12 protein-coding genes are annotated in these 13,801 nt (G+C 32.4%); all 12 read right to left on the bottom strand.

From position 1 onward, the window contains the following. Positions 1–146: 146 nt before the first annotated feature. Complete coding sequence (locus tag LGK95_RS05065) at positions 147–449, bottom strand: YerC/YecD family TrpR-related protein (RefSeq protein ID WP_226122930.1); 303 nt, start codon at positions 447–449, stop codon at positions 147–149. A 216-nt stretch (positions 450–665) separates the two neighbouring features. Next, complete coding sequence (secG, locus tag LGK95_RS05060; RefSeq protein WP_226122929.1) at positions 666–896, bottom strand: preprotein translocase subunit SecG; 231 nt, start codon at positions 894–896, stop codon at positions 666–668. A gap of 114 nt (positions 897–1,010) precedes the next feature. After that, positions 1,011–2,306, bottom strand: coding sequence for a phosphopyruvate hydratase (gene eno, locus LGK95_RS05055; protein ID WP_226122927.1), 1,296 nt, complete (start codon positions 2,304–2,306; stop codon positions 1,011–1,013). 129 nt (positions 2,307–2,435) lie between these two features. Next, positions 2,436–3,968, bottom strand: coding sequence for a 2,3-bisphosphoglycerate-independent phosphoglycerate mutase (gene gpmI, locus LGK95_RS05050; RefSeq protein WP_226122925.1), 1,533 nt, complete (start codon positions 3,966–3,968; stop codon positions 2,436–2,438). Positions 3,969–4,110: 142 nt separating this feature from the next. After that, positions 4,111–4,857 (bottom strand): triose-phosphate isomerase, encoded by a 747-nt coding sequence (gene tpiA / locus LGK95_RS05045; protein ID WP_226122923.1) that lies wholly within the window; start codon positions 4,855–4,857, stop codon positions 4,111–4,113. Positions 4,858–4,933: 76 nt separating this feature from the next. Beyond that, on the bottom strand, positions 4,934–6,130 hold the full coding sequence (locus LGK95_RS05040; RefSeq protein WP_226122921.1) for a phosphoglycerate kinase: 1,197 nt from the start codon (positions 6,128–6,130) through the stop codon (positions 4,934–4,936). Between the two features lie 225 nt (positions 6,131–6,355). Further along, positions 6,356–7,363: a type I glyceraldehyde-3-phosphate dehydrogenase gene (gap, locus tag LGK95_RS05035; protein ID WP_226122920.1), complete on the bottom strand. Its 1,008-nt coding sequence runs from the start codon at positions 7,361–7,363 to the stop codon at positions 6,356–6,358. 80 nt (positions 7,364–7,443) lie between these two features. Next, positions 7,444–8,478 (bottom strand): sugar-binding transcriptional regulator, encoded by a 1,035-nt coding sequence (locus tag LGK95_RS05030; RefSeq protein ID WP_226122919.1) that lies wholly within the window; start codon positions 8,476–8,478, stop codon positions 7,444–7,446. A gap of 147 nt (positions 8,479–8,625) precedes the next feature. Beyond that, a complete protein-coding gene (rpoN, locus tag LGK95_RS05025; protein ID WP_226123232.1) occupies positions 8,626–9,996 on the bottom strand; it encodes an RNA polymerase factor sigma-54 in 1,371 nt (456 codons plus the stop codon). A 125-nt stretch (positions 9,997–10,121) separates the two neighbouring features. Then, the gene (locus LGK95_RS05020; protein WP_226122918.1) at positions 10,122–11,054 is read right to left on the bottom strand and encodes an ABC transporter permease; all 933 of its coding nucleotides are present in this window, start codon (positions 11,052–11,054) and stop codon (positions 10,122–10,124) included. Further along, the gene (locus tag LGK95_RS05015; RefSeq protein WP_226122917.1) at positions 11,047–12,153 is read right to left on the bottom strand and encodes an ABC transporter permease; all 1,107 of its coding nucleotides are present in this window, start codon (positions 12,151–12,153) and stop codon (positions 11,047–11,049) included. The genes LGK95_RS05020 and LGK95_RS05015 overlap by 8 nt, the downstream gene beginning before the upstream one ends. Beyond that, positions 12,146–13,687 carry an ABC transporter ATP-binding protein gene (locus LGK95_RS05010; protein WP_226122916.1) on the bottom strand — a complete coding sequence of 514 codons (1,542 nt, stop codon included), beginning with the start codon at positions 13,685–13,687 and terminating at the stop codon, positions 12,146–12,148. The genes LGK95_RS05015 and LGK95_RS05010 overlap by 8 nt, the downstream gene beginning before the upstream one ends. Positions 13,688–13,801: the final 114 nt, after the last annotated feature.

Below are 13,801 nucleotides of genomic sequence, written 5' to 3'. Positions count from 1 at the left end.
TATATCACACAACGCAAAACTTAATTGATTTTAAAAATTTAGACGGTTAATATATATTCACTCTTTTATCGTTAGTTAAACTGAGTAAATATATATTAACCGTCCCTTTCTATCTGCATCTATAAGGCCCCTCAAAGTAAACATAATTATTTCTTTAATTTCAAACGTTCTAATATAAGTTTATATCCATTACTACCATAATTTAACGCTCTATTTATCCTACTTATCGTTGCAGTACTTGCCCCTGTAGTACCTGCTATATCCAAATAGGTTCTTTTATCTGATAACATTTTTGCTACTTGAAGTCTTTGCTCAAATGCCTTAATTTCGTTTATTGTAGATATATCCTCAAAAAACCTATAACACTCTTCCTTTGTTTTCAGGCTTAAAACACCCTCAAAAAGAAAATCCATATCCTTGCTTTCTAATTTAGAACTGTATTCGCTCATCCTTCTTCACCTCTAATAATCATAGACTATTTAAAACAATTCTATCATTTATATTACTTATGTACCACTTATCACTTGTATAATACCTAAATTATTTATATATTATCATTATTTTAAAAAACATATAAAAAAATGCAGTTTATTATTTTTTTTAAATAAACTGCCGATACTGAAAATATTTATTTAATATCCTAAATTATATCATAGATAAATATATTATTTAACCATATTTAACATCAATGTAGTTATTGTAAAACAAACTGCTGAAACCACTGTGATTCGTGCCATTACTGACTCTGCAGTTTTTGTTTTGTTCTTCGCAAAAAAGGTTTCAGAAGTTCCTCCTATAAGGCCACTTAATCCATCTGTCTTACTAGGTTGCATCATAACTGAGACGATTATAGCAATTGATGTTATAACCTGTAAAACTACGAGAAAACTATGCATGTATACACCCCCGTTTATTAAATACATAACTATTTTATCATACTTTAAGACAGTTTACAATGGAATATAAAAAGTAAGAGTATAGCCTATCGACTATACTCTTATCTATAAAAATTACCTGTTTATGTTATAAAATGCTTTTATTCCTCTATATTCAGCCATATCTTCTAATTCTTCTTCTATTCTTAGTAGCTGATTATATTTAGAAACTCTTTCGCTTCTAGCTGGAGCACCAGTTTTAATTTGCCCTGCATTCATAGCTACAACGAGATCTGCTATTGAAGTATCTTCAGTTTCTCCTGATCTATGAGAAACTACTGCAGTAAATCCAGCTCGTTCAGCCATTTCTATAGCATTTAATGTTTCAGTTAATGTTCCTATTTGATTTAATTTTATAAGAATTGAGTTTGCAGTTTTCTTCTCAATACCCATTTTTAATCTATCAGTGTTAGTTACAAATAAGTCGTCTCCGACCAATTGTACTCTATCTCCTATTTTGTCAGTTAAGTACTTCCAACCATCCCAATCCTCTTCAGCCATTCCATCTTCAATTGATATGATTGGATATTTGTTAACAAGTTCTACATAATAGTCAGCCATTTGCTCTGGAGTAAGTATTCTTCCCTCAGACGCTAAGTTGTACTTACCACCTTCAAAGAATTCAGAAGCTGCTGGGTCAAGTGCTATAAATATATCTTTTCCTGGAGTATATCCAGCCTTTTCTATAGCTTCTATTATAATTTTTATTGCTTCTTCATTTGATGATAGATCCGGAGCAAATCCACCTTCGTCACCAACACCAGTAGCGAGTCCTTTAGTTTTTAACAATGCCTTTAATGCATGATAAACTTCTGCACTCATTCTTAAAGCTTCTTTGAATGAAGTAGCTCCAACTGGCATAACCATAAACTCTTGTAAGTCTACGTTATTGTCAGCATGGCTTCCACCATTTATAATGTTCATCATTGGAACTGGTAACACTTTAGCATTTACTCCGCCAATATATTGATATAATCCAAGACCTAATGACTCGGCAGCAGCTCTTGCACATGCAAGTGATACTCCAAGAATTGCGTTAGCTCCTAATTTTGCTTTATTAGGTGTTCCATCAAGAGTAATCATCGCTTTGTCAATTGCTATTTGGTCATATACATTCATTCCAACAATCTCTTCAGCTATAAGATTGTTAACATTATCAACCGCCTTTAGAACTCCCTTACCATTGTATACATCTTTGTCTCCATCTCTTAGTTCTACAGCTTCAAATATACCAGTAGATGCACCTGATGGTACTGATGCTCTTGCTATAGTTCCATCTTCGAGTGTTACTTCAACCTCAACTGTTGGAAACGCTCTAGAATCCAAGATTTGTCTTGCATAAATATCAATTATTTCAATAAAGTTTTTCATATTATCTTACCTCCAAAATTTTTCTCAATATTATTATTATTTCCTAAGTTAAATTAAGATAATCCTATAATTCAAAAAAAAATAAATTAATTTTAGATAATTTAATAATTCATTCCAATTTATAATAAATTAAAGCTTTATTAAAGACTTTCCTGTCATTTCACTTGGTATATCAAGATTCATAACTTGTAGCATTGTTGGTGCTATATCAGCCAATATTCCACCATCACGTAGTTCGTTACTATGATTTGAAACATATGTGAATGGGACTAAATTTGTAGTATGCGCAGTCATTGGCTTTCCAGAGGAATAATCAATCATTTGCTCAGAATTTCCATGATCCGCAGTAATAAACACTGTGCCATCTTTACCTAGAACACAATCAACTATTTTTCCAAGACATTCATCAACTGTTTCTATTGCTTTTTTAGCAGCTTCAAAAACACCTGTATGACCTACCATATCTGGATTAGCATAATTTAATATAATCATATCGTACTCATCAGTTTTAAGTCTCTTAAGTAACTCCTCTGTAACCTCATGTGCACTCATTTCTGGTTGCATATCGTATGTTGCAACTTTTGGCGATGGAATTAACGCTCTATCTTCATTAGCGTTTGGAGCTTCCACACCGCCATTAAAGAAGAATGTAATATGAGCGTATTTTTCAGTTTCAGCTATTCTTAACTGCTTTTTACCCATTTTACTAACATATTCTCCAAGAGTATTAGTGTAACTTTCTGGTGCATACGCTACATCCACATTTTCTATGGATAAATCATATTGAGTAGTACATACAAAATTCAAACCTAAAGTTTCTCTTTTAAAGCCATTAAATTGTTTATCATTTATTGCTCTAGTAATTTCGCGAGCTCTGTCTGGTCTAAAATTGAAACATATTACGCTATCATTATTACTTATAGATGCCACAGGTTTATTATTCTCCATTATAACAGTCGGAAGAACAAATTCATCTGTCTTATTATCATGAATAGCTATTTTAACAGCCTCTATTGCTGAGGTATTTTCCTCACCCTTAGATAAAACCATAGCATTATATGCAAGTTCAACTCTTTCCCATCTCTTATCTCTATCCATAGCGTAGTATCTACCACATACAGTAGCAATTTTTCCAACACCTATTTCATTCATGTATTCTTCTATTTCTGCTATGTATTTTAGTGCTGAACCTGGTTGTACATCTCTACCATCTAAAAAAGCATGAACATAAACTTTATTGGCGCCTTTATTTTTAGCAAGCTTTAAAAGTGCCTTTAAATGATCAATATGAGAGTGAACTCCTCCATCAGACAATAACCCTACAAGATGCAGCGAAGAATTTGATTTAATAGCTTCATCTATAGCCTTATTAAACGCATGATTTTCAAAAAAGATTCCATCTTTAATTTCTTTTGTTATTTTTGTAAGTGCTTGATATATAATTCTACCAGCACCTATGTTTAAATGACCAACTTCTGAATTTCCCATTTGACCCTCTGGTAATCCTACCTCTAGGCCACTTGCAGTTAATTTTGTATGTGGATATTTCTTTATTAATCTGTCATAGTTTGGTTTATTTGCCGCAGATACTGCATTTCCATCGTTGTTACCTGATAATCCAAATCCATCTAAAATCATTAGCATTACTGGTTTCTTTGACATATTGGTTTCCCCCCACTAATTGTTTTAATAAGCAATACATAATAATATGTATTGCTTATTTGTATTATAATTAACCAACAAATGTGGTTTTATCTAATATAGTGTCTTAATCCACTTAAGTGGCTTAATTCACTGATGTGGCTTAGTAGTTTACTATTCCTGCGAAGTCTTCTGCCTTAAGGCTGGCTCCACCAATTAATCCACCATCTATATCTGATTTACCCATTTGTTCTTTTATAGTTGATGGTTTAACTGAACCACCATATTGAATTCTTACTTTATCTGCTACGTCTTTACCAAACATAGCTCCTACAGTTGTTCTTATGAACCCAATTGTCTCATTTGCTTGATCAGCAGTTGCAGTTTTACCAGTACCTATAGCCCATATTGGTTCATAAGCAATAACTAATGTTTCTACTTGCTGTTTTATAAGTCCTGCTAAATCTAATTTAATTTGACTTTCTAGAACTTTTTCTGTAACATTTCCTTCTCTATCACTAAGAGTTTCCCCTACGCAAAGTATAGGTTTAATGCTATGGCTATAAGCAGCTTTAAGCTTCTTATTTACAGTTTCATCAGTCTCATTGAAATATTGTCTTCTTTCACTATGGCCAATTATAACATAATCAACGCCTATTTCTTTAAGCATTCCTGGTGAAACTTCACCTGTAAAAGCACCACTTTCTTCATAATGCATATTTTGAGCTCCAACTTTTATGTTTGTACCCTTAGCTGCCTTTATTACTGCATCTAAACATAAAAATGTTGGACACACAACAACATCACATTTTGCATCTTTAACTAATGGTTTCATTCCTTCAATTAAAACTACAGCTTCAGCTACAGTTTTATTCATCTTCCAGTTTCCTGCAATTATACCTTTTCTCATCAAAAAAACCTCCAATATTCTTTTATTATAACTAACAATCATATACTTTTAATTTATTGTAACATAGTTTCTATAATTATTTATTTGTAAGAGCTTCAATTCCTGGTAACAATTTGCCTTCTAGGAATTCAAGAGATGCTCCACCACCTGTAGATATGTGAGTCATTTTATCTCCAAATCCTAATTGATTAACAGCTGCTGCACTATCTCCACCACCTATTATAGTAGTTCCATCAACCGCTGCCATGGCTTCTGCTACAGCTATTGTTCCTTTTGCAAAATTAGCAAATTCAAATACTCCCATTGGGCCATTCCAAACAATAGTTTTAGCTATGCTTATAGCACCTTTATATATTTCTCGTGTCTTAGGTCCAATATCAAGGCCCATGTATCCGTCTTTAATATTTTGATCCTCAGTAACTATTGGCTGTGCATCAGCTGAAAATTTATCTGCGATAACATGATCTAAAGGTATTAAGAATTTAACTCCTTTAGACTCAGCTCTTTGCATCATATCTTTAGCATATTCTACTTTATCTTCTTCAACTAGAGAACTTCCTACAGAATAACCGCCAGCTTTTAAGAATGTATATGCCATTCCTCCACCAATTATTAAAGTATCTACCTTTTCAAGTAAATTAGCAATAACATCTATTTTGTCAGATACCTTAGCTCCACCTAAAATTGCAACGAATGGTCTAACTGGATGATCTACTGCATTACCTAAGAATTTTAATTCCTTTTGAATTAAATAACCGCATACTGAAGTCTCAACAAATTCAGTTACACCAACAGTAGAACAATGAGCTCTATGAGCTGTTCCGAATGCATCATTTACAAATACATCTGCAAGAGATGCTAATTCTTTAGAAAAGTTTTCTTTGTTTTTAGTTTCTTCTTTTCTATATCTTGTATTTTCGAGTAATATAACATCTCCATCTTTCATTTTTGAAACGACAGATTTTACGTTATCACTAACTACATTTGGATCTGCTGCAAAAAGCACTTTTTTATCTAACATTTCGCTTAATTTCTTAGCAACTGGTGATAAAGAAAGCTCAGGTTTTGCCTCTCCACTTGGTTTTCCAAGATGTGAGCATAATATAACTTTTGCTCCATTTTTTACCAAATAGTTTATAGTCGGCATTGCACCTACTAATCTATTTACATCTGTTATTTCTCCATTTTGTAATGGTACATTAAAATCGCACCTTACTAAAACCTTTTTTCCTTTAACCTCAATATCTTCTATTGTTTTTTTATTAAATTCCATACTCAGTCTCCTCTCTAAAGTTTATAATATAAAACTATTGTATCCTATAATAGGCGAAATAATATATTTTTAATGCTATTTCATATTAAATAATCATATATTAAAAATTACATATAAAAAGGTCTGGTTCCATAGACTAACTATAAAACCAGACCTTAATACTATTCTTGCAGTATGCGTTCATTATGCTTACAGTATCCTACAGTTTTATAGTAGAATTAAATTTTATAGTCTGTCTGCAACATATTTAGTTAAATCTGCTAATCTGTTTGAATATCCTGCTTCATTATCGTACCATGAAACAACTTTAACCATGTTTCCTTCAATAACCATAGTTGACATTGCATCAACTATAGAAGATCTTTCGTCTCCTTTGAAATCAATTGAAACTAATGGTTCTTCACAACAACCAAGAATTCCTTTCATTTCATTTTCAGAAGCTTTTTTGAATGCTGCATTTACTTCTTCTATAGTAACATTCTTTTTAACTTCGCAAACTAAATCTGTACATGAAACAGTTGGAGTTGGAACTCTTAATGAGAATCCGTTTAATTTACCTTTTAATTGTGGTAAAACTAATGCTACTGCTTTAGCAGCTCCAGTTGTAGTTGGGATCATTGAAAGTGTAGCAGCTCTTGCACGTCTCATATCATTGTGAGGAGCATCTAATAATCTTTGATCTCCAGTGTATGAATGAATTGTAGTCATTAAGCCTTTAACAATTCCAAATTCTTTGTCTAATATTTTAGCAAATGGTGCTAAACAATTAGTTGTACATGATGCATTTGATATTACGTTATGTTTTGAAGTATCATACTTTTCTTCGTTAACTCCCATAACTATTGTTATATCTTCATTTTTAGCTGGTGCAGATATAAGAACTTTTTTAACACTTACTCCTAAATGTGCATTAGCTTTAGTAGCATCTGTAAAGAATCCTGTTGATTCTAAAACTATTTCTACTCCTAATGAACTCCAATCAATGTTTTTTGGTTCTCTTTCAGCAAATATTTTAATTTCTTTTCCGTTAACTACTATTGAATTTTCTTTAGCTTCTACAGTTCCGTTAAATTTACCATAAAGTGAATCATATTTTAAAAGGTGTCCTAATGTAGCAGCATCTGTTAAATCATTTATTCCTACTACTTCTAATTCTGTAGCATAGTTTGCCACTAATGCCTTAAATACGTTTCTTCCTATTCGTCCAAATCCATTAATACCTACTTTTATCATATTGACAAAACCTCCTAGTTTTTTAAAAACAAATTATATGTAAATATATAATCTTCACTTTAGTAAAATCATTATATAGTTTACTCTCTTTTCTCTAAAATATTAATTATTTCTGTCGCAGCTGCTTGATCAATTACTAAAACAGTACTGGAACGATTGATTTCAGTAGCTATTATTGCTCTCGCTTTATTTTTTCCAGCTGCTACTGCAATAAGTATTGTATTATTTTTAGCTTGTTCGTTATTTACCACAATAGTAGGTGTATAACGAATTATTTTTCCTGCCTCATTATAATACTGACCAAATGCTTCTCCTACCGCACCTAAATCTTCAAGTTGTTTTATCTCTTTTTCAGGTACTCCTCTTTTTAAAGCCATATCACTTGCGATACCTATGCCATAAATAAGAATTTCAGCATTTTGTATTTTATCAATTATAGTTTTTATGTTTTTTTCATTTAATAAAGTTGCTAATGCTGCATTGCTTAAATTATCAGGTACATGAAGTAATTCGTAATTTCCACCAATTTTATCTGCAAGTCTTGCAACTAGTGTATTAGCTTGAATATCTACATTTCTTGCCATACCACCTCTAGCTGGAAGAACTAGAATATTGCTATATTTTTTACTTTTATGAAAACTATCTACGACTTCTTTAACTGTTGATCCACCAGTTAATGCAATTACACTATTGTCCTTAATTATATCCATAGCATAATTAGCTGCTGCCTTCCCTAATTCTTTAAGAACGCTTTTGTCCATTTCTACATCACCGGGAACAACTATAACTTGCTGAAGTTTTAAATGTTTTTGAATAAATTCTTCAAATTTGGTCAATCCTTTTATTTCATGGATGAATTTTTTTAGCTCATTTATAATTATTTCACCTTCATCTGTTATAAACATGCCTAAGGCATTAACTTCAATTAAATTTTGAGATTTTAAAAAGTTTATTTCATTTCTCACTATTCTCTCGCTTATACACATATGCTCTGCTAAAATTCTTCGTCCTATAGGCTGATTGTAACATATCATCCTTAATATATCATACCGTTTCCCAAGTAGCTCTATAAGTTCAGGTACTATTTTCTGCTCTAATTTTAATATATTCTCCACTTGAACACCTTTCTGGGCTTTTTTAGTCCCGGTATATATATTTTGTTCCCACTTACATTATAGTTGAAATACTAACTTTTTTAAATTAGTATTTGCAAAAAATATGTTAACATTGTGTAAACAGCATAATTATTCACATAAATCCCTCTAAAATCTTTTACGCTTACTCGAACTTTTAATTTCGAGTTCTTCCCTATATTTTGCCACAGTTCTTCTTGAAATATTCATCCCTTCGGTATTTAATCGATTACAAATTATTTGGTCCGATAGTGGTTTCTTTTGGTCTTCGTTATCCACCATTTCCTTGATAATTTTTTTAATATTAGTTGTAGATATATCCTCTCCACCAGCTATTGATGCAATTCCATTAGTAAATAAATCTTTTATTTTTATTACCTTACCATTATTTATACTAACATATTTTTCTCTAATTGCGCGGCTTATAGTCGATTCATGCATTTCTACATTATCAGCAATCTTTTTAAGTGTCATTGGTTTTAAATATTCTTCACCAATATCAAAATATTCCCTTTGAACTGCCAATATCTCTTCCAAAACTCTATACACAGTATTTTTTCTTTGTTCAATACTTTTAATTAGAAACATTGCGCTATTAAGCTTATCTTTTACATATTCTACTGCTTCTACGTCTTTTTCATCTTTAATAATTTCTTTATATAAAGTATTTATATTAAGCTTTGGAAGTACATCTTCATTCATAGAAATAAAATATTGATCATCAATTTTGCTTATGTACGCATCAGGCACAATATACTTAACAATCTCACCAGTATAAAATCCTCTTGATGGCTTGGGCTCTAAATTTTTTATTATATCTCCATATTTTTGGGCATCAGAAATTTTAACTTTTAATTCTTTAGCTATATCATTATATTTGTTTTCTGCCAATAACTCCAAGTAATCATCAATAATTAAATATATATTATCGTCATCTATGCCTTGATTATTTAATTGAATCTTTAGGCATTCTCTTAAATTTCTAGCTCCTATCCCCTCTGGATCTAAAGCTTGAAATATATCAAGTGCAGTTTCAGCTTTTTCTCTTGATATACCAAGTTCCTTGCATATATCAGATAATTCTCCTGACAAATAACCTTTAGTATCTAAGTTCTCCGCCATATACTTGCATATTTCTATAATTTCACTTTTCTCGTTAAGTTCACCTATTTGCTCCTTAAGATAATCTTTAAGTGATTTCTCTTGTGCAATATAATAAAATGGTGAAACTTCTTCATTATCATTTTTTACAGCATAATTTTTTACTTTATAATCATCCTTATCAAGGTATTTAATAATTTCTTTATAGTCATTAGTATCATTACTCTTGCTTTTATTACTTTGTATATCTTTTTCTTCAAGCACAGGATTTTCTTGCATCTCTTTATTAACATATTGCCCTAATTCATATGCTGACATTTGAAGAAGTTTAACAGACATTTGCATTTCTTGCGTCATTATTAATTTTTGTTCTTGGACCAAATTTAGCCCAAAATTAATATTCATTTTATCCATCACCTCATCTAATTCATATATTATATTATAACATAGCAGAGATAAATTATACATTGGGCTATCACTAAAAATAAAAAAATCTCAACAGATGCTGAGATTTTTTTTAAATGTTATCTTGATCCTTTGTCATATGGCTTACCACTCGCTAGTGGTCCTGTTGTTTTTCCAACAAACCCTGCGAGTGCAATCATAGTTAGTAAATATGGAATAACATCATATACCTCTGTTGGTAAATTCCAACTAAGTCCTTGTGCAAATATGTTAAACGCGCTACCAAATGCAAATAATAAGCTAGCGCCAAATGCACCGAAAGGCTTCCAATTACCAAATATAACAGCTGCTAAAGCAATAAATCCTCGTCCTGCAACCATTCCTTCTCTATAAAGTGGTGTTATTCCAAGAGATAAGGCAGCTCCACCGAGGCCTGCAAGCATGCCTGATATAATGACACATAGGTATCTCATTTTATATACACTTATTCCCAAAGTATCAGCAGCCTTTGGATGTTCTCCTACAGCTCTAATTCTAAGTCCTAGAGGTGTTTTATATATTACATAATTAGAGACAAATACTAAGATTATTGCAAGTATAACAAACCAATTTAACTGAGATATTAAATCACCAAATATTGGTATATTCTTAATTGTGTCCGGTATATTATATGAAAGCCCTGTTACTATATCTGTTTGACCACCTTTACCACCAAAAAACTTATATATTAAAAAACTAGCAAGGGCAGTTGAAAAGAGATTTATAGCCGTACCTGAAATTACTTGATCTGCACGCAGATGTATACTAAGGATGGCATGAATCAGGCCCAATACGCCACCGGCTATCACGCCGAAAAGTATTCCTACTACTGGGCTTCCAGTCCTATAACTTCCGTATACTGCAAAGAAAGCACCTATTACCATCATACCTTCAAGTCCAATATTTACAACACCTGATTTTTCTGAAAATATACCACCTAACGCGGCGAAAATTAGAGGCGTAGCTATTCTAAGTGTTTGAGCTAACAAATTAATCAAAATAACACTACTCATTCTTAATTGCCTCCTTCTTCTTCCTTTCAGTGAAGTACTTAACAATATAATCTGTGGCTACAAATATAATAATTATAGCCTGTATTAAATAAACTATCTCTTTTGGTATTCCATTTAATTGAAGGGTTCTAGAACTACTATTTAATGTACCAAATAATAAGGCTGACGCTATACATCCAATGGGATTACTTTTGGCAAGTAGTGCAACTGCAATACCATCAAACCCATAAGATGGAAGTGCCATAAAATCTTTTACGTTATGAAGAACTCCTGCTACATGGGTTGCACCACCAACTCCTGCTATTGCACCAGAAAGTGCCATAGCAATCACTGTATTTCTTGCTATATTAATTCCCCCGTATTCTGCAGCATGTGGATTTATGCCAACTGCTCTTATTTCATACCCAACAGTAGTTTTCCATAATAGCCAAAATATAAAGATAGCTACAGCAATTGCAAGAAATATACTAATATTAGCACCACTACCAGTAACAAACCTGTGTAGCTCTGCACTCTTTTGAATACTCGGAGTAGTTGATTTCCCTGTCACTCCAAATCCGGTTCTTAATATAATAAAATTAGCGAGTGCCATAGATATATAATTCATCATAATTGTATTAATGACCTCATGAGTACCTACTTTCGCCTTTAAATAACCCGGTATAGCTCCCCAAATTCCACCTGCTATAAAACCTGATAAAATCATTAAAACTACATGAACTGCTGGATTTAAGCCTGGCACAGTCCCTACAATAGCTGCCGCTACCATTCCAAGTATAAATTGACCAGCAACACCTATATTAAATAATCCACATTTAAATGCTACAGCATTTGCAACTCCTGTAAATATTAAAGGAGTAACTTCTGAGACCGTCACAAAGGTTACTCGTTCATTACCAAATCCGCCTTTAAATATAAGTCCAAATAAATCTCCTAGCGCTGAAAAATACTGAAATATAGAATATCCTTTTGCCCACATCACAAAGAATACAGCAACAAAAATAGAAATTACTATAGAAAACAAAGGGAACGCAAGTGATTTTAGCGTGTTTTTTATTATATTAACAAAACTATTGTTTTTATTCTCTATTTTACTCATTCTCCTTCTCTCCCTCCTTCGTTTCGTGAAGAGTTCCACCAGCCATAAGTATTCCTAGTTTTTGCTCAGTGGCGCCGCATCTATCAATTATATCTACTATTTTCCCATCATACATTACAGCTATCCTGTCCGACAATGCCATTATTTCATCTAGTTCTAAAGATACTAGCAAAACTGCCTTTCCCTTATCGCGTTCCTGCACTAATCTTTTGTGAATATATTCAATTGCACCAACGTCGAGCCCCCTTGTAGGTTGCGCCGCTATTAGCAAATCAGGATCTTTTGAAATTTCTCTAGCTGCTATAAGTTTTTGTTGATTGCCACCTGATAATGACTCCGCGTTTACATCTCCATTGGGAGTTCTAATGTCAAATTCCCGAATAAGATCATCACAGTGGCTTTTGATTTCTTTGTAATTCATAACTATACCTTTACTAAATGGCTTATTTTTATGAATACCAAGCACTGAGTTCTCAAAAAGTGAATACGTTAATATAAGACCTCTTTTTTGCCTATCTTCAGGTATATGTCCAACACCTGCTGACATGATATATCTCGGTGACTTTCCGTATGTACTTTTACCGTTTATGGTAATACTCCCACTTTTAGGCTTTCGAAGTCCAGTTAGAACTTCTATTAATTGGGATTGACCATTTCCATCAACACCAGCTATGCCAAGAATTTCGCCGCCATATACTTTTAATGTTAAATTTCGCACAGCAGGTAATCCTCTTTGGTCGTTTGCGCAAATGTTATTAATATTTAATATTTCACCTTTAATCATAGCAGGCTTTTTTTCTACAGTTAAATTGACTTTTCGACCTACCATAAGCTCTGCTAATTCATCTATACTAGTTTCTTTAGTTTTAACGGTTCCAGTAATAGCACCCCGCCTAATTATAGTAACCCTATCACTCATTCTCATAACTTCTTTTAATTTATGAGTTATAAGTATTACCGATTTCCCTTCTTTTTCAAGATTTCTAATTATAGTTCCGAGTTCCTTAATTTCCTTTGGTGTTAAAACCGCTGTAGGCTCATCTAGTATTAATATTTTTGCACCTCTATATAATGCCTTTAGTATCTCTACTCTTTGTTGTTGTCCTACAGATATATCTTCTATAACCGCGCTTGGATCTATTGCAAAACCATACTTTTCTGAAATTTCTTTTACCTCTTGATTTGCTTTTTTAATATCAATTTTAAAACCTTTTTTTGGTTCAATTCCTAAAATAATATTTTGCGCTATAGTGAAGTTATGTACAAGCATAAAATGTTGATGAACCATTCCTATTCCTAATTTTATGGCATCATTTGGAGTAGATATGTTTACTAAGTTACCACCTACATAGATCTCGCCTTTTTCCTGTTTATATAGACCATATAGAATGTTCATAAGAGTTGTTTTCCCTGCTCCATTTTCGCCCAAAAGAACATGTGTCTCTCCTTTTAATAGTTCAAAATCTACATTGTCATTGGCAATTGTTCCTGGAAAAATTTTTGTTATACCCTTCATCTCAATTACCTTTTCCATCTACTTTCCCCCTTAAAAGATTTTCATCACCAAAGGTGCTGCCATCACCAACTGTATCACATTACCTGCGCTGCATTGTGCAACGTCTTAAACTACCATTATTCTTAGAAAGAG

This window comes from Clostridium algoriphilum, assembly GCF_020443705.1.
GTDB lineage: Bacteria > Bacillota > Clostridia > Clostridiales > Clostridiaceae > Clostridium_AD > Clostridium_AD algoriphilum.
This window is presented reverse-complemented; position numbering and strand designations above follow the sequence as displayed.

Bases quoted from the DNA above. Each gene is read 5' to 3' on its own strand.
- gpmI (WP_226122925.1), bottom strand. From the start codon at position 3,968: ATGTCAAAGAAACCAGTAATGCTAATGATTTTAGATGGATTTGGATTA.
- LGK95_RS05065 (WP_226122930.1), bottom strand. From the start codon at position 449: ATGAGCGAATACAGTTCTAAATTAGAAAGCAAGGATATGGATTTTCTT.
- LGK95_RS05015 (WP_226122917.1), bottom strand. From the start codon at position 12,153: ATGAGTAAAATAGAGAATAAAAACAATAGTTTTGTTAATATAATAAAA.
- tpiA (WP_226122923.1), bottom strand. From the start codon at position 4,857: ATGAGAAAAGGTATAATTGCAGGAAACTGGAAGATGAATAAAACTGTA.
- LGK95_RS05010 (WP_226122916.1), bottom strand. From the start codon at position 13,687: ATGGAAAAGGTAATTGAGATGAAGGGTATAACAAAAATTTTTCCAGGA.
- eno (WP_226122927.1), bottom strand. From the start codon at position 2,306: ATGAAAAACTTTATTGAAATAATTGATATTTATGCAAGACAAATCTTG.
- LGK95_RS05040 (WP_226122921.1), bottom strand. From the start codon at position 6,130: ATGGAATTTAATAAAAAAACAATAGAAGATATTGAGGTTAAAGGAAAA.
- gap (WP_226122920.1), bottom strand. From the start codon at position 7,363: ATGATAAAAGTAGGTATTAATGGATTTGGACGAATAGGAAGAAACGTA.
- secG (WP_226122929.1), bottom strand. From the start codon at position 896: ATGCATAGTTTTCTCGTAGTTTTACAGGTTATAACATCAATTGCTATA.
- LGK95_RS05020 (WP_226122918.1), bottom strand. From the start codon at position 11,054: ATGAGTAGTGTTATTTTGATTAATTTGTTAGCTCAAACACTTAGAATA.